Below are 25501 nucleotides of genomic sequence, written 5' to 3' on the forward strand. Positions count from 1 at the left end.
GCTGCGAAAAGCTGACGGGATGACGATCACCGGTCTCGCCCCCGAGCTGGCCGGTCCCTCCGTCGCTCCGCACGCGCGTGGCGACGAGGCCGCCCTTCTCCGCCGGGTGTATCGCTCCATGGCCATGATCCGCCGGCTCGACATCGAGGGGGCGGCGCTCGCGGTGCGCGGCGTCCTCCCCGGCTACGCCTCCGCTCGAGGCCAGGAGGCGGTGGCCGTCGGCGCCGTCGCCGCGCTCGACCTCTCCCGCGACGCCGTCTTCGCGTCTCCGCGTTCGCTCGGTGCGGCCGTCGCGACGCGTGGCGATGCCGCAGCGGCCCTGGCCGAGCGTTCGCGTGCCGGCACCGCTCCGCGCGACTCGGACGCGCACGTCGCTCACGCAGCCGGGTGGGCGCTCTGTGCGCGCCTCGACCGGACCGGCGCCGTGGCGGTCGCCCTCCTCGACCGCGGCCCGGGTGCGGCCTCGCCGGAGACGCAGGAGGCGCTGTCGACGGCGCTGACGGCGAACCTCCCGCTCGTGCTCGTCGCCCGCGACGGTGCCGTCAGCGCCTGGGGAGGCGCCTCCTCCCGGCCGCCGCACGAGATCGCCGTCGACGGCTCGGACGTGCTCGCCGTCCTCCGGGGGACGACCTCGGCGCTCGAGCGCGCACGCCGGGGAGCAGGACCCGTGCTGGTCACTGTCGATGACGGCAGGCAGGGCGACGGCCCGGCCCCCCGCGACCCCCTCGCCCGCTGCGAGCAGCGCCTACGGGAGATCCCGGGAACGCCCGACAGCTTCTTCGCCGGCGTGACCGACATCGCCGACACGCTGGCCGCGCGGGTCCGCGCCGAGCTCGTCGGCGGCGCGCTGAGCCGGTCGTCGGTGCTCCGGCGCGCCTCCGTCGCCTAATCTGGGCGGAGTCGACATCACGAGCGGAGGTCCGGTGCGGATTCACGTCGAGCGTCACCCGGGTCCCGACCCCGTCCTCCTCGTGCACGGCTTCGCGACCACGGGGGCGCTCACCTGGGAGGCGACGGGCTGGGTGGCCGCGCTCGCCGATGCCGGACGCGGCGCCCTCGTCCCCGACCTGCGCGGCCACGGGGCGAGCGAGGCGCCGCACGATCCGGCCGAGTACTCTCCGTCGCTGCTGGCGACCGATCTGCTCGGCGTCCTCGACCAGGAGGCGCTCCCCAGCGTCGACGTCGTCGCGTACTCCATGGGCAGCTGGGTCGCCCTGGCGCTGGCCGGCATCGCCCCCGATCGTGTCCGTCGCCTCGTGGTCGGCGGCGTCGGCACGGTCGAGCAGTTCGCGCGGTCGGGGGTGGAGGCGGTGCGGGCCGCTCTGCTCGACGGCGCTCAGCCTCCCGCCGGCTCACCGCTCGAGCCGCTGCTCGCCTCCATCCGCCAGGCACCCGGCGTCGACCGGGAGGCCCTCGCGGCGTGCGCGACCGGGATGGCCGCGCACCCGCTGCCGCTCAGCTCGACGGTCCCGACGCTGCTCGTGGTCGGCGACGTCGATCCCGTCGCCGAGGGCGCCGACGAGGCGGCGCGGCTACTCGGGGCCGAGCTGGTGCGCCTCCCGAAGCGGAATCACGTGACCGCGCTGAGCGCCCGCGGGTTCAAGCAGGCCGCCCTCCCGTTCCTCCTCGGTCGGTCGCCGGTCTCGCCGGCCTGAGCGTCCCGTCGGGTCGTGGCGGCATCGTGCCCTGCCTTCCCTGAGAGGTGACGTCAGACTGTAGGCGCACCGGACTCCCCGTCGTACGATGTGCGAGGACCGAAGGAGGCCGCATGATCGACAGGCTCGACGCCGATCTGATCGCGTTGCTGACGGACGAGCCCCGGCTCGGCGTGTTCGAGGCCTCCCGGCGGCTGGGCGTCGCTCGGGGAACCGTGCAGGCGCGCCTCGACCGCCTGCAGCGCTCGGGCGTCGTGCGCGACTTCGCCCCGACCATCGATGCCGAACGGCTGGGCTACCCTGTGACCGCCTTCGTGACGGCGGAGATCGCACAGAGCGACCGTGCCGCCGTGGAGCACCTCCGCGATATCCCGGAGGTGCTCGAGGTGCACACCATCACCGGCGCCGGCGACTTGCTGATCAGGGCGGTGGCTCGGTCCAACGCCGACCTGCAGCGGGTCATCGACCGTATCGTCAGCGTGCCGGGCATCACCCGCACCTCCACGGTGATCGCCCTGTCGACCGAGATCGATCACCGCTCGGTGCCGCTGGTGCTGGCCGCGGTCGACTCGTGACGCGACCGACGCGCCAGCAGCGCGACGGGCTGTCCGGAACGGGCCCCTGACGGAACGCCGCACGGCGGGTAGACAGGAGCTGAGGAAGACGAAGGGAAAGAACGCATGGATGAGAAGAGCCTGCTGGAGCGGGTGCCCGACGGACTGTTCATCGACGGGACGTGGCAGGAGGGATCGGCCGGGACGCTCGACGTCTACGACCCCGCGACCGGCGATCTCATCAAGCGCATCGCCAATGCCACACCCGAGGACGGGCTGCGCGCTCTGGACGCCGCGGTCGCCGCCGCTGACTCGTGGGCGGCGACCCCGGCTCGTACCCGCGGTGAGATCCTGCGCCGAGCGTTCGACCTGCTGCAGGAGCGTCGGGACGAGTTCGCGCTGCTGATGACGCTCGAGATGGGCAAGCCTCTCGCCGAAGCCAACGGCGAGGTCACGTACGGCGGCGAGTTCCTGCGCTGGTTCTCCGAGGAGGCGGTGCGCATCTCCGGCCGCTACGGGGCCAATCCCGAGGGGACGGGCCGCATGATCGTGTCCCAGCATCCGGTCGGTCCGTGCTTCCTCATCACGCCGTGGAACTTCCCGCTCGCGATGGCGACCCGCAAGATCGCTCCCGCCCTCGCCGCGGGCTGCACCGTGGTCATCAAGCCGGCCGAGCTGACCCCGCTCACGACGCTCTACTTCGCTCGCCTCCTGGAGGACTCGGGGCTGCCGGCCGGCGTGCTCAACGTCATCACAACCTCCACGTCGGGGAAGGTCTCGGCGCCGATCATCGCCGACCCGCGCCTGCGCAAGTTGTCATTCACGGGGTCGACCGAGGTCGGCCGCAAGCTCCTGCAGCAGGCGTCGGAGAACGTGCTGCGCACCTCCATGGAGCTCGGCGGCAACGCGCCGTTCGTGGTCTTCGACGACGCCGACCTCGACAGGGCCGTCGATGGAGCGATGCTCGCCAAGTTCCGCAACATCGGGGAGGCGTGCACCGCGGCCAACCGCTTCATCGTCCACGAGTCCGTCGCCGATGAGTTCGCGCGGCGGGTCACCGAGCGGGTCTCGGCGATGAAGATCGGACGGGGCACCGAGGAGGGCGTCGCGATCGGGCCGCTGATCAACGAGGCCGCCGTCGACAAGGCGGCCGAGCTCCTCGAGGACGCCGTGTCGCGCGGCGCGTCCGTGCTGACGGGAGGCTCGCGCGTCGACGGCCGAGGGACCTTCTTCGAGCCGACGGTCGTGACCGACGTGCGCGCCGGGAGCGAGATCCTCCGGCAGGAGATCTTCGGTCCCGTGCTCTCGATCGTGCGCTTCACGGACGAGGACGAGGCCGTCCGCATCGCCAACGACACCGAGTTCGGGCTCGTCTCCTACGTCTTCACCAAGGACCTGGCCCGCGGGCAGCGGATGATCGAGCGCCTCCAGACCGGCATGATGGGGCTCAACGTCGGCGTCATCTCGAACGCGGCGGCGCCCTTCGGCGGTGTGAAGCAGTCCGGGCTCGGCCGAGAGGGAGGGTTCGAGGGCATCCACGAGTACCTCTCGACCAAGTACACGCTCACGCCCAACCCGTTCGGTGCCTGACATGGAGGCGCGCGAAGCGGTCATCGTCGACGTCGTCCGGACGCCGTCCGGCCGCGGGAAGCCGGACGGCGAGCTGTCGGACATCCACCCCGCCGACCTCCTCGCGGGCGTGCTCATCGAGCTCGCCGCGCGGAACGGCCTCGATCCCGCGATCGTCGACGACGTCATCGGCGGGTGCGTCACGAAGACCGGGGAGCAGGCGGCCAACGTCATCCGGACGGCTGTGCTGAGCGCCGGTTTCCCCGAGAGCGTCCCCGCGGTGACGATCGACCGGCAGTGCGGCTCGAGCCAGCAGGCGGCCGCGTTCGCCGCCCAGGGCGTGATCGCCGGAGCCTATGACGTCGTCATCGCGTGCGGCGTCGAGTCGATGAGCCGCGTGCCCATGGGGTCGGACGCGGCCGGCGCCTCGCTCGGCGGGGAGCTCCTCCACTCGCGGTACCCCGACGGCCTGGTCGGTCAGGGCGTCGCCGCCGAGCTGATCGCGCACCGGTGGAGCATGTCGCGCACCGAGCTGGATGATTTCGCCGCCGCCTCCCAGTCCCGTGCGGCGCGTGCAGCGGCCGACGGCGCGTTCGACCGCGAACTGATCGCCGTGCCGACGCCGGACTCGGGCAGCGTGAACGCCGACGAGACCATCCGGCCCGGCACGACCGCCGAGAAGCTCGCCGCGCTGCCGCCCGCGTTCCGGACGGAGAAGCTCGCCAAGCGGTTCCCGGAACTGGAGTGGCGCATCACCGCGGGCAACTCGTCGCCCCTCACCGACGGCGCGTCGGCGGCGCTCATCATGAGCCGGGAGGCCGCCGACCGGCTGGGCCTGCGCCCGCGCGCGCGATTCCACTCGTTCGCCGTCACCGGCTCCGACCCGCTGCTCATGCTCACCGGGATCGTGCCGGCCACGCGCCGGCTCCTCGAGCGCAGCGGACTCGGCATCGACGAGATCGACGCCTACGAGGTCAACGAGGCGTTCGCCTCCGTGCCCCTCCTGTGGCTCCGCGAGTTCGGCGCCGACCCGGAGCGGCTCAACCCGCGTGGAGGCGCGATCGCGCTGGGCCACGCGCTCGGCTCCTCGGGCACGCGCCTCCTCGGCACCCTGCTGTGCGAGCTCGAAGACACCGGCGGCCGCTACGGTCTGCAGACGATGTGCGAGGGCGGCGGGACAGCCAACGCGACCCTCATCGAAGTGCTGCGCTGACCCCCCGCCCCTCCTGAACCACGAACACCGAACGGAAGGATCCCCATGCTGATCGACGGATGCTCCGCCCTGGTCACCGGCGGTGCCAGCGGCCTCGGAAACGCGACCGCCCACGCCCTCACCGAGGCCGGCGCGCGGGTCGTGATCGTCGACCTGCCGCGGTCGGAGGGGGAGAAGGCGGCGGTCGCGCTCGGCCCGAACGCCCGGTTCGTCCCGGCCGATGTGACGGACGAGGCGCAGGTCCAGGCGGCCGTCGACACCGCGAGCGGGCTCGGGCCGCTGCGCGTGGTCGTCAACTGCGCCGGGATCGCCACGGCGGTCAAGGTGCTGGGCCGCGACGGCATCCAGCCGCTGGAGCTCTTCGAGCGCGTCATCCGCGTCAACCTCGTGGGAACCTTCAACGTCATCCGGCTGGCTGCGGCCGCCATGGTGAAGACCGAACCGGTGGGGGAGGAGCGCGGCGTGATCGTCGACACAGCCTCGGTCGCCGCGTTCGACGGTCAGATCGGGCAGGCGGCGTACTCGGCCTCCAAAGGAGGCGTCGCCGCGATGACGCTGCCGCTCGCGCGCGAGTTCGCTCGCGACCTCATCCGCGTCGTGACGATCGCGCCCGGCATCTTCGAGACGCCGATGATGGCGGGGCTGCCCGAGGCGGCGCAGGCCTCGCTCGCCGCCCAGGTCCCGCATCCTGCGCGGCTCGGCCGGCCGTCCGAGTACGCGCAGCTCGTGCGCGCGATCATCGACAACCCGATGCTCAACGGCGAGACGATCCGGCTCGACGGGGCCATCCGGATGCAGCCGCGGTAACCGCTTCGGCGCCCGCGGCGCCCGCGCTCAGCTCTGGGAGTGCGCCTCCAGGAACGTGTACACGTCCGAGTCGTCGACCCCCGGGAAGGACCCGGAGGGGAGCGGCGACAGGATGTGCGCGTGCAGCCGGGCACTCGGCCACGCCTTGCCCGCCCAGTGCTGCGACAATTCCGCATCCGGGCGCTTGCAGCAGGACTCGTCGGGGCAGTGCGACTCGGCGCGCGCCGTCGTCTCCCGCCCGCGGAACCACTTGGCCTCGTCGAACGGGACGCCCACGCTGATCGAGTAGCTGCCCTCGGAGGTGGTGCCCACCTGGGTCGCGCACCAGAAGGTCCCGGCGGGCGTGTCCGTGTACTGGTACAGCTCGGTGGTCCGGTTGGTGCGGGTGAAGGCGTTGCGCGCTCCCCACTTCCGGCACACGACCTGGCCCTCGATGGAGCCGGTCACATCCGTGGGGAGCACGAGCCCGTCGTTCTCGTAGCCCTTGTACAGCGCCCCGTCGTCGCCCACGCGGAGGAAGTGGAGCGTCATGTCGAGGTGACTCGTGGCCAGGTTGGTGAGCCGGAGCGCGGCCGCCTCGTGGGTCACACCGAAAGCGTCCCGGAAGTCCTCGACGGCGAGGTCCTTGTCCTTCTTGGCCTGCTGGAGGAACGCAACGGCCGCATCCCGCGGCATCAGGCAGCACGCGGCGAAGTAGTTGATCTCGAGCCGCTGCCGCAGGAAGTCGGCGTAAGACGCGGGCCGCTCGTGCCCGAGGAGCCGGTGCGCCATCGCCTGCAGCGCCATGGAGCGGAGGCCGTGACCGCCCGGGATCGACGCCGGCGGGAGGTAGATGCGGCCGTTGTCGAGGTCGGTGATGGAGCGGGTCGACCGGGGCAGGTCGTTCACGTAGATGAGGTCGAAGCCCAGCTGCTCGGCCATGACGCTGACCGTGCGGTGCGTGAGGGCGCCGCGCACGTGGCCGGCGGCGCGGACGCGATCCACCGCGAGCTGCTCGATCTCGGGAATGTAGTTGTTCTGCTCGCGCATGCGCTCCCTGAGCTCCGTGTTGGCTCGCCGCGCCTCCTCGGGGGTGGCGATCGCCTCGCTCGCTCGGCGCGAGAGCTCGCGGTGCATGCCGACCAGGGCCCTGAGGGTCTCGGTCGGCGTCCCCTTGGTCGGCTTCACGGCCGGGAGGCCGAGGGAGGCGTAGAGCGTTCCCCGCTGCGCGCGAGCCAGTTCGATCTCGAGGGCGGCGCGCTCGTCCGGTGGCTCGGAGGAGAGCAGGTCGGTAAGCGGGACGCCCAGAGCGGACGCGATCGTAGAGAGCAGGGAGATGCGCGGCTCCCGCTTGCCGTTCTCGATGAGTGACAGCTGACTCGGCGCGACACCGGCGCGCGCCCCGAGCTCGTCGAGCGTGAGGCCGTTGCGGGTGCGGAAGTGACGGATGCGGTGACCGAGCGTGGCGACGTCGGCGACGACAGTGTCCATGGCTTCACGATAGCGCAAGAATCTCGATTCTTTCGGATGATTTCGCTGTTTCGGGGCATGAATCTCGCCCATCCTGGGTTCAAGAGCAGTTCTTTACGAGAGGAATGACCAGCATGGCCATCGCCGAACTCCCGCTCAGGGCCGACGAACCGACCATCGCCGACGAGCCGATCCGCGAGACGACGAGGCTCGCCGGGGGTCTCACGGCCGTCCGTGCGTGGGTGGACGACATCGCCGCGCTGGCCCAGCCCGACGAGGTCGTCTGGCTGGACGGCTCCCGTGCCGAGGCGGATCGTCTCACGAAGGAGCTCGTCGCCGAGGGCAAGCTGATCCGGCTGAACCCCGAGTGGCGCCCGAACAGCTTCCTCGCGCGGACCGACCCGGGCGATGTGGCCCGGGTGGAGGACCGCACCTTCATCTGCTCGCTCCGAGAGTCCGACGCGGGTCCGACCAACAACTGGCGCGAGCCCGACGCGATGCGTGCGGAGCTGCGCGACGTCTTCCGCGGCAGCATGCGCGGCCGGACGATGTACGTCGTCCCGTTCTCAATGGGTCCGGTCGGCGGGCCGCTCTCGCAGGTCGGCATCCAGCTGACCGACTCGGCCTACGTCGCCGTGAGCCTCGGGCTCATGACGAGGGTCACCTCCACGGTGCTCGACCTGATCGACGCGGGCCAGGAGTGGGTGCCCACCGTCCACAGCGTCGGCCACCCGCTCGTCGACGACGACGGCACGCGCCACGAGGACGTCGTGTGGCCGTGCAACGAGACGAAGTACATCGTCCAGTTCCCCGAGAGCCGCGAGGTCTGGTCGTACGGGTCCGGCTACGGCGGGAACGCGATCCTCGCGAAGAAGTGCTTCGCCCTCCGGATCGCCTCGGTCATGGCACGCGACGAGGGCTGGCTCGCCGAGCACATGCTCATCGTCAAGGTCACCTCCCCCGAGGGTCGCGCGTTCCACTTCGCGGCCGCCTTCCCGTCCGCGTGCGGCAAGACGAACCTCGCGATGCTCCGCCCGACCATCCCCGGCTGGACGGTCGAGACGATCGGCGACGACATCGCGTGGCTGCGCCAGGGCCCCGACGGGCGGCTGCGCGCCATCAACCCGGAGGCCGGCTTCTTCGGCGTGGCTCCCGGGACCGGCGCCTCCACCAACCAGACCGCGGTCGACACGCTCTGGGGCAACACGATCTTCACCAACGTGGCACTGCGCGACGACGGCGACGTCTGGTGGGAGGGGCTGACCGACGAGCCGCCGGCCCACCTGATCGACTGGGAGGGACGCGACTGGACGCCCGACTCCGGACGCCCCGCCGCGCACCCGAACTCCCGCTTCACCGTGAGCGCCGCGCAGTGCCCGGCCATCGCCGACGACTGGGACGCGTTCGACGGCGTGCCGATCGACGCGATCCTGTTCGGCGGCCGCCGGGCGACGAACGTCCCGCTGGTGGCGCAGGCGCGCGACTGGAGGCACGGCGTCTTCATGGGCGCGACGATCTCCTCCGAGCAGACCGCCGCGGCGGAGGGAACGGTGGGGGAGCTGCGCCGCGACCCGTTCGCGATGCTCCCGTTCTGCGGCTACAACATGGCCGACTACTGGGCTCACTGGCTGAAGGTGGGCGAGCGGCTCGGCGCCGACGCGCCCGCGATCTTCCAGGTCAACTGGTTCCGCAAGGGCGATGACGGACGCTTCCTCTGGCCGGGCTTCGGCGAGAACGCGCGCGTCATCGAGTGGATCGCCCGCCGGGTGGAGGGGAGCGCGCACGCCGTCAGCGCCCCGATCGGGATGCTGCCCGTCGTCGACGAGCTCGACCTCGACGGCCTCGACCTCCCGCGCGCGGACCTGGACCAGTTGTTCGAAGTCGACACGGAGCGGTGGCTCGCGGAGTGCGATCTCACCGAGGAGTTCTTCGATCGGTTCGGCTCCCGGGTGCCGCCCGCGCTCCGCGCCGAGCTCGCGTCGCTGCGGTACCAGTTGCGCGCGTCGGGCTCAGACGAGGAGCTGGTGCTTCGCTAGGTCGCGGTAGAGGGGCGTCGACTCGACCAGTTCGGAGTGCGTCCCGACACCGATGACCCGGCCGTGGTCTAGGACGACGATCTGATCGGAGTCGACCACGGTCGAGAGCCGGTGCGCGATGACGAGGAGGGTGCGGTCCTCGGCGACCGCGTCGATCGCCTCCCGCATCAGCTGCTCGTTGCGGCCGTCGAGACTCGACGTCGACTCGTCGAGGAGGAGCACGGGAGGCGCGGCCAGCAGTGCCCGGGCGATCGCCAGGCGCTGGCGCTCGCCGCCGGAGAGCATGATGCCGTCCTCCCCGACGGGTGCGTCCAGACCGAGCTCGCTGCGCTCGAGCACCTCCGTCAGGTTGACCGCGTGGAGTACGTCGATGCACTGCTCGTCCGTCGCCTCGGGTGCCGCGAGCACGAGGTTGTCGCGGATCGACCCGGCCAGCACCGGTGCGTCCTGCTCCACGTAGCCGATCTGCGCGCGGAGCGCCGTGCGGTCGAGGCTGCGGACGTCCATCCCGCCGAACCGGACCTCGCCCTGCTGGGGGTCGTAGAAGCGCTCCACCAGGGCGAGGATCGTCGACTTGCCCGCTCCGGACGGGCCGACGAGCGCGGTCCGCCGGCCCCTCGGCACACGGAAGCTCACGCCGTTGAGCACGCCGCCGTGACCCAGGGGCGCGCCGTCCGCGCCCGCGCCGGCTGCAGCCTCCGCCTCGGCGACGACGTCCGTACCGGTGAGCGCCTCGAACGCGAGTCGCTCGGGGGTGGGCTCAGAGACGGCCACGGGGCCCTCTGCGGGACGGCCGGCGACCTCCGGGTAGGAGAAGCGCACATCGACGAACTCGATGGCGGGGGCCTCCGGGGCGAGCCCCTCGTTGGCGGCGCCGACGGTGAGCGCGAGCGGCATGATCTCGCGATCGTGCTGGTCCTCGGTGGGGAGGTCGAGGATCTCCTGGATCCGGCCGAGCGCGCCGAGGGCCGAGTTGACCGCCGCGATGGCGCCGAACGCCTGGCCGAGCGGGAGGATCATCATGAACAGGAAGAGGATGAAGGCGACCAGCTGCGCGATCGTGATGGCCCCGCTCGCGACGCGGAACCCGCCGACGCCGAGGACGACCAGGAACGACACCTGCATCGCGATGCCCGCCACGGGCACGACGAGGGCCGAGATCTTCGCCACCGAGATGCCCATGCGCCAGGCGCCGCGCGCGTCCTCCTCGACGCCCGCGATCTCGCGGTCGGTGGCGTTGGCCGCGCGGATGGTGCGGACCGAGCTGATCGCGCGCTCGACGGAGGCGGCGAGATCGCCGACCTTCGTCTGAGCCTTCTGGCTGGCGACCCGGATCCGCCCGGAGAGCAGGGTGACGACGACGACCGAGACGGCGACGACGAGCACGGTGAGGCCGAGCAGCACGGGGTCGATGACGAGCATCGCGATCAGGGCGCCGATGAACGTGAGCGCGCCGCCGATCGCCTCCACCAGGCCCTGGGTGAGCACGGCCCGCAGGAGCGTGGTGTCGGAGCCGACGCGCGAGACGAGGTCGCCCGTCCGCCGGGTGTCGAACTCGCTGATCGGGAGGCGCAGCATCCGGCCGACGAGCTTGCGGCGGGACGACAGCACGACGCCCTCCCCGGTGCGCTGCAGGAGGTAGTGCTGGTAGCCCGAGATCAGGCCCGAGACGACGACGAGCACGACGAGGCCCCACACGAGACCGCCGAGCGGCTCGCCCTTGCCGACGAGGTCGATCACCTGGCTGACGAGCAGCGGCTGGGCGAGGCTCGCGGCGGCGCCGAGCACGCTGAGGACGATGACGAACGCGAGCACGCCGCGATGCTCCAGGAGGTAAGGCAGCAGCTGCGAGAAGCGGGCGCGCGGCCCGGTCTCGGGCTGCCGGCGGCTGAAGGGGGAGCGGCGCCGCGGTGCGGGTGCGGTCTCGGTGCTCATGGGTGCTCCGTTCGGGAGGCGTGGCTCGATCACGGCCGGGGCCGGATACCGCCGCGGCCGTACTCCGACCGTACTTCGTGCGGGCTGCTCGTTCGCTGAGATCCGGCCGCCGACGATGTCCGGGGTCGGGGCTACAGTGCTGGACTATGCCCGTCCCCGTCATCGCCGCCCGCGACCTGGTCAAGAAGTACAAGGAGTTCCCCGCCGTCGACGGCATCAGCTTCGACGTGGAACCGGGGGAGTCGTTCGGCCTCCTCGGGCCGAACGGCGCAGGCAAGAGCACGACGATGCGGATGATCGGCGCGGTCTCGACGCGCACGGCGGGCGAGCTGAGCATCCTCGGGCTCGACCCCGACCGCTACGGGCCCGAGATCCGGTCGCGGCTCGGCGTGGTGCCGCAGGCCGACAACCTCGACACCGAGCTCCGGGTGCGCGACAACCTCATCGTCTACGGCCGCTACTTCGGCCTGCCCGCCGCAGCGGTCCGGAGGCGAGCGGACGAGCTCCTCGCCTTCGCTCAGCTGGAGGACAAGGCCAAAGCCAAGGTCGACGACCTCTCCGGCGGGATGAAGCGCCGCCTCACGATCGCGCGCGCCCTCATCAACGACCCGCGCATCCTCCTGCTCGACGAGCCGACGACCGGTCTCGACCCTCAGGCCCGCCATATCCTCTGGGACCGCCTGTTCCGGCTGAAGGAGCAGGGCACCACGCTCGTCCTCACCACCCACTACATGGACGAGGCCGAGCAACTCTGCGACCGGCTCGTCGTGGTCGACAAGGGCGCCATCATGGCCGAGGGGTCGCCGGCGGCGCTCATCCGCCGGTACTCCACGAGGGAGGTGCTGGAGGTGCGGTTCGGCTCGGAGCGCAACGCCGAGGTGGCGGAGGGGCTCGATGGTGTCGGAGAGCGCGTGGAGGTGCTGCCCGACCGCATCCTGGTCTACAGCGACGACGGGGAGGCGGAGCTCGCGCGCCTCGTCGAGCGCGGCCTCCGGCCCCTCACGAGTCTCGTGCGCCGGTCGAGCCTCGAAGACGTCTTCCTCCGTCTCACCGGCCGGAGTCTGATCGAATGACCGCGCCCGCGACCACCTCCGACGCCCGCGCCGCTCTGGACGCGGCGGTCCGGCCGCGCCGCTTCGGCGCCTGGTATGTGGCGGAGCACCGCTTCCGGGTCATGCGGTCGTACCTGCAGACCCTTCTCGTGACGGGGTTCGGGAACCCGCTCGTCTATCTCTTCGCGATGGGGGTGGGTCTCGGCAGCCTGGTCGCCGCGGGTACGGGCCCGCACGCGATCGACGGTGTCAGCTACCTCACGTTCGTGGCGCCGGCTCTCCTGTGCACGGCAGCCGTCACCGTCGCCAGCGAGGAGTTCACTTACCCGATCCTGCTCGGCTTCAAGTGGAACCCGACCTTCGCGGGGATCAGCTCGGCTCCCATCGCGCCCGGGCAGATCATCGACGGCATCGTGATCTCGGTCGTGGCTCGGCTGCTCGGCACGAGCCTCGTCTACTACCTGTTCATGCTGCTGTTCGGCGCCGTCCCCGGCCCGTGGGGGTGGGTTGCCGTCTTCATCGCCTCCCTCGGCGGCCTCGCCTTCGGAGCGCCCGTCATGGCCTGCGTCGCCACCATCGAGCAGGACACCGGCCAGATCGCGATGCTCATGCGATTCGTGATGCTGCCGATGACGCTGTTCTCAGGCACGTTCTTCCCGCTGTCCTCGATGCCGGTGTACCTGCAGTGGATCGGCTGGATCTCGCCTCTGTGGCATGCGACCGAGCTCTCCCGCGTCGTCGCGTACGGCATGGTCGAGCCGGTGTGGCTCTCCGTGGTGCACGTCGTGTACCTCGTCGCCCTGTTCGTCGTCTTCTGGCTGTGGACCCGCCGGATCGCCACAAGGAGGCTCGGCCGATGACCGCGACCGACGAGCGCCTCCTCGCGGCCATCGACCAGCCGCGGCCGCTGCGTGCGCTCTACGCGGGCAATGCCCGTTCTGTCATGGCGCGCGGCTGGTCGGCCACTCGCAGCACCAACTGGCTCGTGATCGTGTCGGGCTTCTTCGAGCCGATCTTCTACCTGCTGTCGCTCGGTATCGGCTTCGGTCGCCTGGTCGGCGAGGTGACGACCTCGACGGGTGAGCAGGTGCCCTACGCCGCATTCATCGCGCCGGCCCTGCTGGCCACGGCCGCGATGAACGGCGCCGTCTACGACTCGACCTGGAACGTCTTCTTCAAGATGCACTTCGCCAAGCTCTACGAGGGGATGCTGGCCACCTCGCTCGGGCCGCTCGACGTCGCGCTCGGCGAGATCCTGCTGGCGCTCGCTCGCGGCGCGCTCTATGCGCTCGGCTTCATGGTGGTGATGCAGGCGCTGGGGCTCAACCTCTCCTGGTGGGCCCTCCTCGCGCTGCCCGCCGTGCTGCTGATCGCCTTCGGCTTCGCCAGTTTCGGCATGGGCATCACGAGCTACATGAAGACCTTCCAGCAGATGGACTGGATCAACTTCATCCTGCTGCCGATGTTCCTGCTGTCGGCCACCTTCTACCCGATCACGGTCTACCCGGACTGGATCCAGGGCATCATCAAGGCGCTCCCCCTGTGGCACGGCGTCGAACTCGTCCGAGGGCTGACGACGGGAGCGGTCGACCCGGGCATGCTGTGGCACGTCCTCTACTTCGCCGTGATGATCACGCTCGGCCTGATCCTCACGACGCGCCGCCTCCGGGCCCTGTTCCTCGACTGAGCCCGGAGGCGTTCCGCTCAGCGGCGGAAGTTCCCGCTCCGCTCACGTTGTCGGCGAAGTCGATGTCGCGCGTCTCCTTGGAGAGGAGGAGCGCGATCAGTGTGAGCACGCCGGCGAGCGACAGGTAGACCCCGACCCAGACCGTGCTCCCGCCGGCGACCGTCCACAGCCAGACCGCGATGGTGGGCGCCACGGCGGCGCCGAGCACGCTCGACAGGTTGTACGCGATCGCCGATCCCGTGTAGCGGACATTCGTCGGGAACAGCTCGGGCAGCTCGGCACCCATCGGGCCGAAGGTGAGGCCCATCAGGGTGAACCCGATGATGAGCAGAGCCATCGTGCCGACGGTGCCGCCGGCGAACAGCGGCACGAAGAGGAGCCCGAACACGATGATTCCGAGGGTCACCCAGATGAGCGTGCGGCGCCTCCCGAACCGCTCGGCGAGCGGCCCCGCCACCAGCGTGAAGACGCCGAAGAACACGACGCCCACGATGAGCATGATCAGGAAGTCGTTGCGACTGAAGCCCAGCCCGGGAACGAAGCTCGCCTCCGAGAAGGTCTTGCCGGTCTTCGCCGCGGCAGCCCGGGCCTGCTCGACGGTCGCGGCCGACGTCCCGTAGGTCAGCGTGAACGCCGTCATCAGGTAGAAGAGCACGTACGTCGCCAGCATGATGAACGTGCCCAGCACGATCTGCCGCCAGCTCGTACGGAAGACGCGCGCGAGCGGGAGCTTCGCGACCTCCCCGGTGTCGACGACCTTCTGGAAGGCGGGCGTCTCGACGAGCTTCAGCCGGACATAGAGCCCGACAATCACGAGCACGGCGCTCAGGAGGAAGGGGATCCGCCAGCCCCAGGCGGCGAACGCCTCCGGGCTGATCGTCAGGCTGAGGATGAGGAAGAGGACGTTCGCGACGATGAACCCGATCGGCGCGCCCAGCTGAGGGAAGGTGCCGTAGATCGCGCGCTTGCCGGCCGGGGCGTTCTCGGTCGCGAGCAGCGCGGCGCCGCTCCACTCGCCGCCGAGCCCGAGGCCCTGGCAGAAGCGCAGGACGACGAGGAGGAACGGGGCCAAGTACTCCCAGCCCGGAACCTGCGCCGTCGGCAGGCAGCCGATGAGCACGGTAGCGATCCCCATGGTCAGCAGGGAGCCGACGAGGGTTCCCTTCCGGCCGATACGGTCCCCGAAGTGGCCGAAGAGGATGCTGCCGACCGGGCGCGCGATGAACGCGACCCCGAACACGGCGAAGGAGGCGAGAAGCGCGGTGGTCGGGTCCTCGCTGGTGAAGAAGAGGGCCGGGAAGACCAGCACCGCCGCGGTCGCGTAGACGTAGAAGTCGTAGAACTCGATGGAGGTGCCGATGAGGCTCGCGAGGATGACCCGGCCGCGGGTGTTGACCGGGGCGGGGGTGACGGTGACCGTCGTGGACATGCGTGAATACTTCCGATACTGGTGACTGACGTGGGGCCGCGGGCGGGCGGCGTCGGTCGGGCGTCGGAGTCGCGGGCGGGAAGGAGAAGGGGCGCTTGTGGCGCCCCTTCCACCCTATGCACTCGCTGCGAAGCAGCCGAATCGGGCCTCGCTAGGCTGTTCGTATGGAAACTCTGTTCGCCATCCTCCACGTCGTCTCGGCCGTCTTCATCGTCGGCCCCATGGCCATCCTCCCGATGACGGCGATGCGCGCCGTGCGCGCGGGGAACGCAGACCAGGTCACGACCCTGGCGAAGTCCACGAACCTCGTGTCCCTGCTGTCGCTCCTCGTCGTGTTCTTCGGCTTCGGCCTCATGGGCGTCTCGGAGGCGAAGGACCACTACAGCGTGACGACCCCGTGGATCCTCTGGGCGATCATCCTGTACGTCGTCGCGCTGGGGCTCACGCTGTTCCTCGTCGTTCCGACGATGCGGCGCGCTGCGGACGCGCTTCGGGAGGGGACCGCCTCCAAGTACCCCGCGATCGCGGCAGGATCCGGCGTTGCGAGCCTCCTCCTGGTCGCGGTCGTCGTGCTGATGGTCTGGCGCCCCTAACCGCGGAGAGCGCGCAGCGCGACCGCGGTGGCGAGCGCTGCGTGTGCCGCCTCGGCGCCCTTGTCCTCCTTGGAGCCGGGGAGCCCCGCGCGGTCGATGCCCTGGGCCTCGTCGTCGAGCGTGAGAACGCCGAAACCGACCGGCTTGCCCGTATCGAGGGCGACGCGGGTGAGCCCGTCGGTCGCGGCGGACGACACGTACTCGAAGTGGGGCGTCCCTCCACGGATGATGACGCCCAGCGCCACGACGGCATCGGCCCCGGCCTCCAGAGCGGCCTTGCTCACCACCGGCAGCTCGAAGCTGCCCGGCACGCGCACCAGGCTGTGGGAGGCGCCGGACGCCTCCAGGGTGCGCTCGGCCCCGGCGATCAGGCCGTCGGTGATCTGCTCATGCCAGGTGCCGGCGACGATCACCACCCGAAGTCCGCTGCCGTCGATCCGTTCCTCGGTGCTGGGCGCGCCCGCTCCGCTCATCGTGCTGTCCTCTCCGCGGCCACGGCCGCCGTGTGCTCGTCGATCGTCTCCGACAGGTCGCCGATGGTGTGCCCCATCCGGTCCCGCTTGGTCTCCAGGTACCCCTCGTTGAAGGCGCCGACGCCGACGACGAGCGGCACGCGCTCCTCCACCTCGACGCCGTGCTCCTCGAGCTGCCGCACCTTCTCCGGGTTGTTGGTGAGCAGCCGGACCGACTCGACCCCCAGATCCTGGAGGATGGCGGTCGCGGCTCCGTAGTCGCGCGCATCGATCGGGAGACCGAGCGCCAGGTTGGCGTCGAGGGTGTCGAGACCGTCCTCCTGGAGCCGGTAGGCGCGCAGCTTGTTGATGAGGCCGATGCCGCGCCCCTCGTGGCCGCGCAGGTAGACGACGACGCCGCCCTCCTGCTGGACCGTGTCGAGCGCGGCGTCCAGCTGGGGGCCGCACTCGCACTTGAGGGAACCGAACGCCTCGCCGGTGAGGCACTCGGAGTGGACGCGGACGAGCGTCCCCTCGCGCCGCGGCGTGCCGGCGATGATGGCGACGTGGTCCGCACCGGTCATCCGGTCCCGGTAGGCACGCATCCGGAAGGGGCCGTGAATCGTCGGCACGGTCGTCTCGACCTCGAAGATGACCCGTGACGTCTCGGGCACGGGCGTGACCGACTCGAGCTGCTGGTCGCAGTGGAACTCCTGCAGATGCGCGATAAGCGCCTCGATCGTGATGACGAGGACGCCCTCGCGCTCGCCGAGCTCGATGAGGCCGGGGAGGCGCATCATCTCGCCGTCGTCGGCCACGATCTCGGCGATCGCGGCGACCGGGGTCATGCCGGCGAGCTTGAGGAGGTCGACCGCCGCCTCGGTGTGCCCGTCGCGCTCGCGCACGCCGCCGTCGACGGCGCGGAGCGGGAGGATGTGCCCCGGCCGGTGGAGGCTCGCCGGCGTAGCTTCCAGGTCGGAGAGCACGCGGAGGGTGTGGGCGCGGTCCGCGGCACTGATGCCCGTCGAGAGCCGGTCGGCGGCGTCCACGCTGACCGTGTAATTGGTGCCGCGGGCGTCCTGGTTGTCGACGACCATGACCGGGAGCTCGAGCCGGTCGGCGATCTCGTTCGTCATCGGCGCGCAGATGAAGCCCGACGAGTTCTTGACCGTCCAGGCGATCCACTCCTGGCTCGCGAGCTCGGCCGCCAGCACGACGTCGCCCTCGTTCTCGCGGCTCTCGTTGTCGACCACGATGACCGGGCGCCCGGCTCGCAGCTCGGCGAGTGCTTGGGGGATGGTGGCGAGGCTCATGACGCACTCCGTTCTGTCAGCGCGGGCTCCAGGGCGAGCATCCGCTCGACGTGCCGCGCGAGGATGTCGGTCTCGATGTTGACGCGATCGCCGGGGACGCGGTCGCCCAGCGTCGTCGCGGTCAGGGTCTCCGGGATGAGCGAGACCTCGAACCAGCCGTCGTCGAGGCCGCCTCCGACGTCGCTGACCGTGAGCGAGACGCCGTCGACCGCGATCGAGCCTTTGCGGGCGACCAGCGGCGCGTGCTCCGGGTCGAGCGTGAAGCGCACGACCCGCCAGGCGCTGCCGTCGTTCACCGAGAGGACGGTCGCCGTCCCGTCGATGTGGCCCTGGACGATGTGGCCGCCGAGGCGGTCGCCGACCTGCGCGGCGCGTTCCAGATTCACCCGTCGGCCGGGTGCGACGTCGTCGAGGGTGCTCATCGCGAGGGTCTCCGCCATGACGTCGGCCGTGAAGGTCCCGGCGTCGCTGCCGACGACCGTGAGGCAGACCCCGCTCACCGAGATCGAGTCGCCATGACGGGCGTCGCTCACGACGAGCGGACCCCGGACGGTGAGGCGGGCGGCGTCGGCGGACCGCTCGACGGCGGTCACCTCTCCCAGCTCTTCGATGATTCCGGTGAACACGTTCAGCTCTCCTTCCGAGCGGGAGCGGTGGCGGCCGCGGAGGCGGCCCGGTGCGGGGATGCGGGCGAGTCGACGGGGACTGCGCGGATGAGGAGGTCGGGTCCCAGGCGCTCGACATCGATGATGCGGAGGCGGCGCTGCTCGGCGATGGTCTCGACGCCGATGTCGCCGAGGGCGAGGTGGGGGCCGCCGAGGAGGGACGGCGCCAGGTAGATCGCGTACTCGTCCACGAGGCCCGCCGCCACGAATGCCCCCGCGAGCGTCGGGCCGCCCTCGACGTAGGCGCGGCGGAACCCGCGCTGCCTCAGGTCGGCGACGACGTCGTGGATGTCGTGCGTGCCCTCGAAGATCACCGGATGCGGGTGGCGGAACACGGCCGCGTCGTTGGGGATGGCGCGGGTGCCGACGACCACGGGCGTGGGCTGCGTGGAGAGCAGCTCGCCGGCGTCGCCGCGGGCGGTCAGGCTGGGGTCGTCGGCGAGCACGGTGCCCGTCCCGACGATGATCGCGTCGGACGCCTCCCGCTGCTCGTGCACCCGCTGACGCGCCGCGGCTCCAGTGATCCACTTGCTGGTCCCGTCGGCCGCGGCCGTCCGGCCGTCCAGGCTGGAGGCCCACTTGACCACGATGTAGGGGCGGCCGAGACGCGCGGCGGTGAGCCAGTCGCCGAGGAAGCGCTCGATCTCGTCGGCGAGGATCCCCGCCTCCACCTCGACACCCGCTTCGCGGAGTCGTTCGGCGCCCCCGCCGGAATGGTGGCCCGGATCGTCGACGCCGTAGACGACGCGCGCGACGCCCGCGTCGATCAGGGCCTCGGAGCAGGGTCCGGTGTGCCCCCAGTGGTTGCAGGGCTCGAGGGTGACGACGGCCGTCGCGCCCCGCGCGCCGCCCTCGGGCACCCGGCTCAGTGCGTCCACCTCGGCGTGCGCCGTACCGACTCCGCGATGCCAGCCCTCGGCGAGCACCGTGCCGTCGGGCCCGAGGAGCACGCAGCCGACGCGGGGATTGGCGCCGGTGGCCGGCCCGTTGGCGGCCAGCTCGAGCGCGGTGCGCATCGCGGCGTCCCACGTCATCCGGTCATCCTGTCTCTCGAAGCGAGACGTGTGCCGGGGTCGCGAGCAACGGCAGCCGTCGCCGGACCGCCGTTCGTGCTGCCTCCCATCCGGACTGAACGAGCAGGGCTGACCCTGCACGCATCACCGTCGGTGCCGGGATTCCACCGGCTCAACAGGGCGCCTGACGGCGCCCCGCTCGCGGACTATGACCGCCGGTTCGGACTCTCACCGACCCCGGAGCACGTTCTTATGTTGTCGAGTGTATGTCAACGCAGACGGGCGGGCTCTATTCCCGCCGTCATGCGACGTCGCGTACGACGACCCGCTCGGCGGCCCGCTCCTCCTCGATCAGGGCGACGAGCGCCCGGGCCGTCCCCTCGTCGACGATGAGGTCGGTGATGAGGCCCGCGGCGAGGGCGCCGCGGAGACTGTGCACCTTGGAGGGGCCCGAGACGATGCACACGCGCCGCGGCACGCGCTTGATGAGCTCGATGTCGGGGCCGCTCGCACGTTCGTTCAGCGGGATGCCGTGGTGGCTGCCGTCGGCGCGGAAGAACACGGTCGCGACATCGCCGACGACTCCGGACGCGTCGAGGGAGGCGTAGTCCTCCGCGTCGAGGTACCCGCCCGCGTAGACGTGCGACCGCACCTCCGAGAAGGGGGAGCCCAGGCCGAAGAGCGCGACGTCCATGCGCTCCTGGATGTCGAGGATGCGGCGCGTGCTCCGCTCCCGCCACATGGCGACCTTCGTCTGCGGGTCGTCGAAGAGCGCGGGCACCGGGAACTCCTGGATGGTCCCCGTGTACGTGTCGCCGAAGCGGCGGAGGATCTCGGAGGCGTAGAGCACGCCGGTCGTGTAGGTGTTGCCCGCGCCGTTCAGCTGCACGAACTCGACGTTGTGCAGCTCCTTCGGGATCAGGTGGCGGCTCAGCGCGCTCATGGTCGAGCCCCAGGCGATCCCGACGGTCTGGTTCGAGTCGATGAAGCGGTCGAGAATCCGTGCAGCCGAGATGGCGACGCGCTCCAGCCGGTCGACGTCGCTGATGGCGCTCGGCATGGGCACGATGTGCGCAGCGATGCCGTACCGCTCGTGGATCTGCTGCTGGATGCGTGTCGCGCCCTCGTGCGGCTGCGCGATCTGGATCGTCACCAGTCCCGAGGAGCGGGCATAGCTCAACAGCCGGGAGACGCTGGATCGCGAGGTGTGCATCTCGTGCGCGATCGCGTCCATGGTGAGGTCCTGCATGTAGTACAGGTGACCCGCCTTGAGGGCGTCGCGGACCTTGTCGGGGAGGTGCTCTGCATCGGTGCTGGGCATTCGGGCCCTCTTCTCGGAAGTCGTCCGTCGCGGTGCACGTATGTGCAGGCGGCTTGATCGAAGTTGTACTGGCATCGAAGATCATAGCTGCAGCGACCCGGCGGAACGAGCCCGGGGACCAGGAGAAAGAGGAGACACCGTGACGACGACGTCGAACAGCCGGAAAGCGGTCGAACGACTGCGGGAGCGCCCGAACGCGCAGGTGCTCATCGTCGGAGGGGGCATCAACGGCCTCGGCACCTTCCGCGACCTCGCCCTGCAGGGCGTCGACGTGGTCCTCGTCGAGCGGAACGACTTCGTCTCGGGCGCGTCCGCCGCGTCGAGCCACATGATCCACGGCGGCATCCGCTACCTCGAGAACGGCGAGTTCCGGCTCGTCAAGGAGTCGGTGACCGAGCGCAACGGCCTGCTCCGCATCGCCCCCCACTATGTGAAGCCGCTGCAGACCACCATCCCCATCTACTCGACGTTCTCGGGGATCCTCGCCGCGCCGCTCCGCTTCCTGACCCACAAGCAGGGCAAGCCGAAGGAGCGCGGCGCCTTCCTCATCAAGACCGGTCTGACGATCTACGACTCCTTCTCGCGCGACGGTGGATCCGTCCCGAAGCACGCCTTCCACGGGCGGAAGAAGTCGCTGGCCGAACTGCCGAAGCTCAACCCGGGCCTCAAGTACACGGCGACGTACTTCGACGCCTCCGTGCACGACCCGGAGCGCCTGGCGCTCGATGTGCTCGCCGACGGTCTCGCCGCGGGCCCGCACGCCCGCGCTGTCAACTACCTGGAGGCGGTGGGCGCCCGCGACGGCGGCGTGCTCGTCCGCGATCGCGAGTCCGGCGAGGAGTTCGTCGTCACAGCGGACGTCGTGGTCAACGCCTCCGGCCCCTGGACCGACCTCACGAACGAGGCGCTCGGCCAGTCCACCCGCTTCATGGGAGGGACGAAGGGGTCGCACATCGTGCTCGACAACCCCGAGCTCCTCGAGGCGTGCCGCGGGCGCGAGATGTTCTTCGAGAACAACGACGGTCGCATCGTCCTGATCTATCCGCTGAAGGGACGCGTCATGGTCGGGACGACCGACATCGAGGCCGACCTCTCGACTCCCGCGGTGTGCACCGAAGAGGAGATCGACTACTTCATCGAACTCGTCTCGCACGTTTTCCCAACCATCCCGGTCACCCGCGAGCAGATCGTCTACACCTTCTCCGGAGTGCGCCCGCTGCCGCACCACGACGACACGGCTCCGGGTTTCGTCTCCCGCGACTACCGGATCGTCCCCGGCACGATCGCGGGTCTCGGGGGAACCACGGTGCTGAGCCTTGTGGGCGGCAAGTGGACCACCTTCCGGGCGCTCAGCGAGCACCTGTCGAACGAGGTGCTGAAGGCTCTCGGCGCGGAGCGCTCCGTGTCGACCCTGGGTCTCCCCATCGGCGGCGGGGCCGGCTTCCCGACGACGGCACGGGCCGAGAACGACTGGATCGCCCGGTACGGGGCCGACGTGGGCGCCGAGCGCGCGCGGACGCTGCTGAACCGCTACGGCACCAAGGCGAGCTTCGTGATCGACGCGATCGCCGGCTGGGATGGCGAGGACGCACCGCTCTCCGCCGCTCCGGACTACTCCCGCGCCGAGATCGATCACCTGGTGCGCACCGAGCAGGTCGTCCACCTCTCCGATGTCTTCCTGCGCCGCACCAGCCTGGCGTTCACCGGCGCCATCACGCCCGAACTCGTTCGGGAAATCGCCGAAATCGCAGCAAACGCGCTCGGATGGTCGCCAAACAAGCGTTCTGTGGAGGAAGATTCATTTCTAGCGGACCTCGCAGAAAGCCACCGGGTGCACCTCCGGTCCGGAGACGGAAGCGAAGCCGCAGCGCTCCGATAATGCACGAACGTGCATAGAACGGTCCTTGTCGGGGTGGGCCCTGCCGCACTAGCGTTCAGGTGCCCACCCTGACGAGAGCCGCCCCACAACGCACGACAGGGTGCGGGGTCAACTGAACAAGTGGAAGGTCAACGTGGACAATATGGGCAATATCGGTATCGATTTTGTGTCCGAGCTGGTCGGCACCGCGATGCTGGTCCTCCTCGGTACCGGTGTCGTGGCGAACGTCGCTCTCATCAAGAACAAGGGCTTCAACGGCGGGTTCCTGATGGTGAACATCGGCTGGGGCATCGCGGTGTTCTCGGGTGTGGTCGTCGCCTACAACTCGGGCGCTCACCTCAACCCGGCCGTGACGCTCGGACTGGTGGCCAACGGCGCCAAGACCTTCGGCTCCGCCGCGGGCCACACGCTCGTTCCGGTCAACTTCGCCACCGTCATCCTCTACATCCTCGCGCAGCTCATCGGCGCGATCATCGGAGCGGTGCTGACGTTCCTCGCCTACAAGAAGCACTTCGACGAGGAGCCGGACCCCGCCAACAAGCTGGGCGTGTTCTCGACCGGCCCGGCCATCCGCTCGTACGCCTGGAACCTCGTGACCGAGATCATCGGCACGTTCGTCCTGGTGTTCGTCGTGATCGCCTTCGGTCACCAGCCCGGAACCGCCGCGGGCCTCGCCGCCCTCGGCGCCCTGCCCGTCGCCCTCCTCGTGATCGGCATCGGCGCGAGCCTCGGTGGTCCTACGGGGTACGCCATCAACCCGGCGCGTGACCTCGGTCCGCGCATCGCTCACGCGATCCTGCCGATCCGCGGCAAGGGCACGAGCGACTGGTCCTACTCGTGGGTCCCGGTCGTCGGGCCGATCATCGGCGGAGTGCTCGCCGGCTGGCTGGCGCTGCTGCTCCTCCCGATCCTCAAGTGATCCCCGAGGGCCGGCCGGGACCTCCGGCCGGCCCTCATCAGTCCCACCCCCAAAGAACAAAGGAGTTTTCCTATGGCCGACTACGTCGTCGCTATCGACCAGGGCACGACCAGCACTCGTGCGATCATCTTCGACAAGAGCGGATCGATCGTCTCGACCGGTCAGCTGGAGCACGAGCAGATCTTCCCGAAGGCCGGCTGGGTGGAGCACAACCCGGTCGAGATCTGGAACAACACCCGTGAGGTGATCGGGCAGGCGCTGTCCAAGGCCGACCTGACCCGCCACGACATCGCGGCGGTCGGCATCACCAACCAGCGCGAGACCGCGGTGGTCTGGGACAAGAACACCGGTGAGCCCGTCTACAACGCCATCGTCTGGCAGGACACCCGGACGCAGCCCATCGTCGACCGCCTCGCGGCCGACGGCGGCGTGGAGCGGTTCAAGCAGATCGTCGGCCTCCCGCTCGCCACCTACTTCTCCGGGACCAAGATCGTCTGGATCCTCGAGAACGTGGAGGGCGCCCGCGAGCGCGCCGAGCGCGGTGACCTGCTGTTCGGCACCACCGACAGCTGGGTGCTCTGGAACCTCACCGGCGGCCCCGACGGCGGCGTGCACGCCACCGACGTGACCAACGCCTCCCGCACGCTGTTCATGGACCTCGAGACGCTCTCGTGGCGCGACGACATCCTCGAGGTGTTCGGCGTCCCGAAGTCGATGCTCCCGGAGATCAAGAGCTCGTCCGAGGTCTACGGCATGGTCGAGTCCTCGAGCCTGCTGCGCGAGGTCCCCGTGGCCGGCATCCTCGGCGACCAGCAGGCCGCCACCTTCGGTCAGGCGGCGTTCGATCCGGGCGAGTCCAAGAACACGTACGGAACGGGCAACTTCCTCATCTTCAACACCGGCGAGGAGATCGTCCACTCCAAGAACGGCCTCCTCACCACGCTCGGCTACAAGCTCGGCGACGACAAGCCGCACTACGCCCTGGAGGGGTCGATCGCCGTCACGGGCTCGCTCGTCCAGTGGCTCCGCGACAACCTCGGTCTGATCTCGAGCGCACCCGAGATCGAGGAGCTCGCCAAGACCGTCGACGACAACGGCGGTGCGTACTTCGTACCGGCGTTCTCGGGCCTGTTCGCGCCGTACTGGCGTGCGGACGCCCGCGGAGCCCTCGTCGGCCTCACGCGGTACGTGAACAAGGGGCACATCGCGCGCGCCGCTCTCGAGGCGACCGCCTTCCAGACCCGCGAGGTCCTGGATGCGGTCAACGCCGACTCCGGGGTCGACCTCACCGAGCTCAAGGTGGACGGCGGCATGATCGCCAACAACACGCTGATGCAGTTCCAGGCCGACATCCTCGGTGTGCCGGTGATCCGCCCGGTGGTCGCCGAGACCACCGCGCTGGGTGCCGCGTACGCCGCCGGTCTCGCCACGGGATTCTGGGCGAACCTGGACGACCTGCGCAAGAACTGGCAGGAGGACCGTCGCTGGGAGCCGAACATGGACAGCGAAGAGCGCGAGCGTCAGCTTCGCCTCTGGAAGAAGGCCGTCACCAAGACCTTCGACTGGGTCGACGACGACGTGCGCAACGCCTGAGCCTCCCGCCCGTCGAGCGCCGTCCGGTTTCCGCCGGGCGGCGCTCGTCGCGTCTCCGGCCTACATTCGGTACGAATGTAGGCTTCGCCGCGCACAAGGCGCTTCTCATTCGGCACGAATGAGGGTTCAGCCGTGCACGAAGGGTGCATTCGGCACGAATGTGGGTTCAGCCGCGCACAACGGCGCTTCTCATTCGGCACGAATGAGGCTTCAGCCGTGCCCGGAGGGTGCATTCGACACGAATGTAGGTCTCGCCGCGCGTAACGGCGCTTCACATTCGGCGCGAATGAGGGTTCAGGCGTGCGCGGAGGGTGCATTCGGCACGAATCTCGGCGGTGAGGTGGTGAGCGAGCGAGGCGGAGAGGGG

At 70.3% G+C, this 25501-nt stretch carries 22 protein-coding genes and 1 riboswitch; of the genes, 14 read left to right on the forward strand and 8 right to left on the reverse strand.

The features are described 5' to 3' along the window. Positions 1–19: 19 nt before the first annotated feature. The 6 genes from FPT20_RS03420 (at position 20) to FPT20_RS03445 (ending at position 5798) form a co-directional block, all read left to right on the forward strand. The gene (locus FPT20_RS03420) at positions 20–889 is read left to right on the forward strand and encodes a pyruvate dehydrogenase (RefSeq protein ID WP_158862596.1); all 870 of its coding nucleotides are present in this window, start codon (positions 20–22) and stop codon (positions 887–889) included. A gap of 34 nt (positions 890–923) precedes the next feature. Beyond that, positions 924–1655 (forward strand): alpha/beta fold hydrolase, encoded by a 732-nt coding sequence (locus FPT20_RS03425; RefSeq protein WP_158862598.1) that lies wholly within the window; start codon positions 924–926, stop codon positions 1653–1655. Between the two features lie 113 nt (positions 1656–1768). Next, a complete protein-coding gene (locus tag FPT20_RS03430; RefSeq protein WP_158862600.1) occupies positions 1769–2230 on the forward strand; it encodes an Lrp/AsnC family transcriptional regulator in 462 nt (153 codons plus the stop codon). A 105-nt stretch (positions 2231–2335) separates the two neighbouring features. After that, positions 2336–3799 (forward strand): NAD-dependent succinate-semialdehyde dehydrogenase, encoded by a 1464-nt coding sequence (locus FPT20_RS03435; RefSeq protein WP_158862602.1) that lies wholly within the window; start codon positions 2336–2338, stop codon positions 3797–3799. A 1-nt stretch (position 3800) separates the two neighbouring features. After that, on the forward strand, positions 3801–4991 hold the full coding sequence (locus FPT20_RS03440; RefSeq protein ID WP_158862604.1) for a thiolase family protein: 1191 nt from the start codon (positions 3801–3803) through the stop codon (positions 4989–4991). Positions 4992–5036: 45 nt separating this feature from the next. Then, entirely contained in the window at positions 5037–5798 is a 762-nt protein-coding gene (locus FPT20_RS03445; protein ID WP_158862606.1) for a 3-hydroxyacyl-CoA dehydrogenase, read from the forward strand. A gap of 27 nt (positions 5799–5825) precedes the next feature. On the opposite strand, the gene FPT20_RS03450 is transcribed toward FPT20_RS03445, so the two are convergent. Then, positions 5826–7268, reverse strand: coding sequence for a helix-turn-helix domain-containing protein (locus tag FPT20_RS03450; RefSeq protein ID WP_158862608.1), 1443 nt, complete (start codon positions 7266–7268; stop codon positions 5826–5828). A 113-nt stretch (positions 7269–7381) separates the two neighbouring features. Between FPT20_RS03450 and FPT20_RS03455 the strand changes: the two genes are divergently transcribed. After that, positions 7382–9283: a phosphoenolpyruvate carboxykinase (GTP) gene (locus FPT20_RS03455; protein WP_158862610.1), complete on the forward strand. Its 1902-nt coding sequence runs from the start codon at positions 7382–7384 to the stop codon at positions 9281–9283. Here FPT20_RS03455 and FPT20_RS03460 read toward each other — a convergent pair. Continuing rightward, positions 9257–11218, reverse strand: a complete 1962-nt coding sequence (locus FPT20_RS03460) for an ABC transporter ATP-binding protein (RefSeq protein WP_158862612.1) — start codon at positions 11216–11218, stop codon at positions 9257–9259. The two genes, FPT20_RS03455 and FPT20_RS03460, sit on opposite strands and share 27 nt — an antisense overlap. A gap of 146 nt (positions 11219–11364) precedes the next feature. Here FPT20_RS03460 and FPT20_RS03465 point away from each other — a divergent pair, with 146 nt between their 5' ends. The 3 genes from FPT20_RS03465 to FPT20_RS03475 are packed head-to-tail and all read left to right on the forward strand — an operon-like array spanning position 11365 to position 13957. Beyond that, positions 11365–12291, forward strand: a complete 927-nt coding sequence (locus tag FPT20_RS03465) for an ABC transporter ATP-binding protein (RefSeq protein WP_158862614.1) — start codon at positions 11365–11367, stop codon at positions 12289–12291. Further along, positions 12288–13130 carry an ABC transporter permease gene (locus tag FPT20_RS03470; protein ID WP_158862616.1) on the forward strand — a complete coding sequence of 281 codons (843 nt, stop codon included), beginning with the start codon at positions 12288–12290 and terminating at the stop codon, positions 13128–13130. Before FPT20_RS03465 ends, FPT20_RS03470 begins: the two co-directional genes overlap by 4 nt. Beyond that, entirely contained in the window at positions 13127–13957 is an 831-nt protein-coding gene (locus FPT20_RS03475; protein ID WP_158862618.1) for an ABC transporter permease, read from the forward strand. The genes FPT20_RS03470 and FPT20_RS03475 overlap by 4 nt, the downstream gene beginning before the upstream one ends. On the opposite strand, the gene FPT20_RS03480 is transcribed toward FPT20_RS03475, so the two are convergent. Further along, positions 13920–15386: an MFS transporter gene (locus tag FPT20_RS03480; protein ID WP_233265373.1), complete on the reverse strand. Its 1467-nt coding sequence runs from the start codon at positions 15384–15386 to the stop codon at positions 13920–13922. The genes FPT20_RS03475 and FPT20_RS03480 overlap by 38 nt on opposite strands. 164 nt (positions 15387–15550) lie before the next feature. Here FPT20_RS03480 and FPT20_RS03485 point away from each other — a divergent pair, with 164 nt between their 5' ends. Further along, positions 15551–15979 (forward strand): DUF2269 family protein, encoded by a 429-nt coding sequence (locus FPT20_RS03485; protein ID WP_158862620.1) that lies wholly within the window; start codon positions 15551–15553, stop codon positions 15977–15979. Here FPT20_RS03485 and ribH read toward each other — a convergent pair. From ribH to FPT20_RS03510, 5 genes are all read right to left on the reverse strand, one after another. Then, positions 15976–16452, reverse strand: a complete 477-nt coding sequence (ribH, locus tag FPT20_RS03490) for a 6,7-dimethyl-8-ribityllumazine synthase (RefSeq protein ID WP_158862622.1) — start codon at positions 16450–16452, stop codon at positions 15976–15978. The two genes, FPT20_RS03485 and ribH, sit on opposite strands and share 4 nt — an antisense overlap. Then, positions 16449–17744 carry a GTP cyclohydrolase II gene (gene ribA, locus FPT20_RS03495; RefSeq protein ID WP_158862624.1) on the reverse strand — a complete coding sequence of 432 codons (1296 nt, stop codon included), beginning with the start codon at positions 17742–17744 and terminating at the stop codon, positions 16449–16451. The genes ribH and ribA overlap by 4 nt, the downstream gene beginning before the upstream one ends. Further along, positions 17741–18370 (reverse strand): riboflavin synthase, encoded by a 630-nt coding sequence (locus tag FPT20_RS03500; protein WP_158862626.1) that lies wholly within the window; start codon positions 18368–18370, stop codon positions 17741–17743. Before FPT20_RS03500 ends, ribA begins: the two co-directional genes overlap by 4 nt. Positions 18371–18372: 2 nt before the next feature. Next, positions 18373–19443 carry a bifunctional diaminohydroxyphosphoribosylaminopyrimidine deaminase/5-amino-6-(5-phosphoribosylamino)uracil reductase RibD gene (gene ribD, locus FPT20_RS03505; RefSeq protein WP_158862629.1) on the reverse strand — a complete coding sequence of 357 codons (1071 nt, stop codon included), beginning with the start codon at positions 19441–19443 and terminating at the stop codon, positions 18373–18375. A gap of 72 nt (positions 19444–19515) precedes the next feature. Further along, positions 19516–19671: riboswitch (FMN riboswitch) on the reverse strand. 52 nt (positions 19672–19723) lie between these two features. Next, positions 19724–20743, reverse strand: a complete 1020-nt coding sequence (locus FPT20_RS03510) for a sugar-binding transcriptional regulator (RefSeq protein ID WP_158862631.1) — start codon at positions 20741–20743, stop codon at positions 19724–19726. Positions 20744–20882: 139 nt separating this feature from the next. Between FPT20_RS03510 and FPT20_RS03515 the strand changes: the two genes are divergently transcribed. The 3 genes from FPT20_RS03515 (at position 20883) to glpK (ending at position 25134) form a co-directional block, all read left to right on the forward strand. Beyond that, positions 20883–22622: a glycerol-3-phosphate dehydrogenase/oxidase gene (locus FPT20_RS03515; RefSeq protein ID WP_158862633.1), complete on the forward strand. Its 1740-nt coding sequence runs from the start codon at positions 20883–20885 to the stop codon at positions 22620–22622. 142 nt (positions 22623–22764) lie between these two features. Then, positions 22765–23541 carry an MIP/aquaporin family protein gene (locus FPT20_RS03520; RefSeq protein WP_158862635.1) on the forward strand — a complete coding sequence of 259 codons (777 nt, stop codon included), beginning with the start codon at positions 22765–22767 and terminating at the stop codon, positions 23539–23541. A gap of 72 nt (positions 23542–23613) precedes the next feature. Further along, entirely contained in the window at positions 23614–25134 is a 1521-nt protein-coding gene (glpK, locus tag FPT20_RS03525; RefSeq protein ID WP_158862637.1) for a glycerol kinase GlpK, read from the forward strand. The last annotated feature ends 367 nt before the right edge of the window (positions 25135–25501 follow it).

The sequence above is a fragment of the Leifsonia sp. AG29 genome (assembly GCF_009765225.1).
Classification (GTDB): Bacteria; Actinomycetota; Actinomycetes; order Actinomycetales; family Microbacteriaceae; genus Leifsonia.

Bases quoted from the DNA above. Each gene is read 5' to 3' on its own strand.
- FPT20_RS03420 (WP_158862596.1), top strand. From the start codon at position 20: ATGACGATCACCGGTCTCGCCCCCGAGCTGGCCGGTCCCTCCGTCGCT.
- FPT20_RS03430 (WP_158862600.1), top strand. From the start codon at position 1,769: ATGATCGACAGGCTCGACGCCGATCTGATCGCGTTGCTGACGGACGAG.
- FPT20_RS03435 (WP_158862602.1), top strand. From the start codon at position 2,336: ATGGATGAGAAGAGCCTGCTGGAGCGGGTGCCCGACGGACTGTTCATC.
- FPT20_RS03440 (WP_158862604.1), top strand. From the start codon at position 3,801: ATGGAGGCGCGCGAAGCGGTCATCGTCGACGTCGTCCGGACGCCGTCC.
- FPT20_RS03445 (WP_158862606.1), top strand. From the start codon at position 5,037: ATGCTGATCGACGGATGCTCCGCCCTGGTCACCGGCGGTGCCAGCGGC.
- FPT20_RS03450 (WP_158862608.1), bottom strand. From the start codon at position 7,268: ATGGACACTGTCGTCGCCGACGTCGCCACGCTCGGTCACCGCATCCGT.
- FPT20_RS03455 (WP_158862610.1), top strand. From the start codon at position 7,382: ATGGCCATCGCCGAACTCCCGCTCAGGGCCGACGAACCGACCATCGCC.
- FPT20_RS03460 (WP_158862612.1), bottom strand. From the start codon at position 11,218: ATGAGCACCGAGACCGCACCCGCACCGCGGCGCCGCTCCCCCTTCAGC.
- FPT20_RS03465 (WP_158862614.1), top strand. From the start codon at position 11,365: ATGCCCGTCCCCGTCATCGCCGCCCGCGACCTGGTCAAGAAGTACAAG.
- FPT20_RS03470 (WP_158862616.1), top strand. From the start codon at position 12,288: ATGACCGCGCCCGCGACCACCTCCGACGCCCGCGCCGCTCTGGACGCG.
- FPT20_RS03475 (WP_158862618.1), top strand. From the start codon at position 13,127: ATGACCGCGACCGACGAGCGCCTCCTCGCGGCCATCGACCAGCCGCGG.
- FPT20_RS03480 (WP_233265373.1), bottom strand. From the start codon at position 15,386: ATGTCCACGACGGTCACCGTCACCCCCGCCCCGGTCAACACCCGCGGC.
- FPT20_RS03485 (WP_158862620.1), top strand. From the start codon at position 15,551: ATGGAAACTCTGTTCGCCATCCTCCACGTCGTCTCGGCCGTCTTCATC.
- ribH (WP_158862622.1), bottom strand. From the start codon at position 16,452: ATGAGCGGAGCGGGCGCGCCCAGCACCGAGGAACGGATCGACGGCAGC.
- ribA (WP_158862624.1), bottom strand. From the start codon at position 17,744: ATGAGCCTCGCCACCATCCCCCAAGCACTCGCCGAGCTGCGAGCCGGG.
- ribD (WP_158862629.1), bottom strand. From the start codon at position 19,443: ATGACGTGGGACGCCGCGATGCGCACCGCGCTCGAGCTGGCCGCCAAC.
- FPT20_RS03510 (WP_158862631.1), bottom strand. From the start codon at position 20,743: ATGCCCAGCACCGATGCAGAGCACCTCCCCGACAAGGTCCGCGACGCC.
- FPT20_RS03520 (WP_158862635.1), top strand. From the start codon at position 22,765: ATGGGCAATATCGGTATCGATTTTGTGTCCGAGCTGGTCGGCACCGCG.
- glpK (WP_158862637.1), top strand. From the start codon at position 23,614: ATGGCCGACTACGTCGTCGCTATCGACCAGGGCACGACCAGCACTCGT.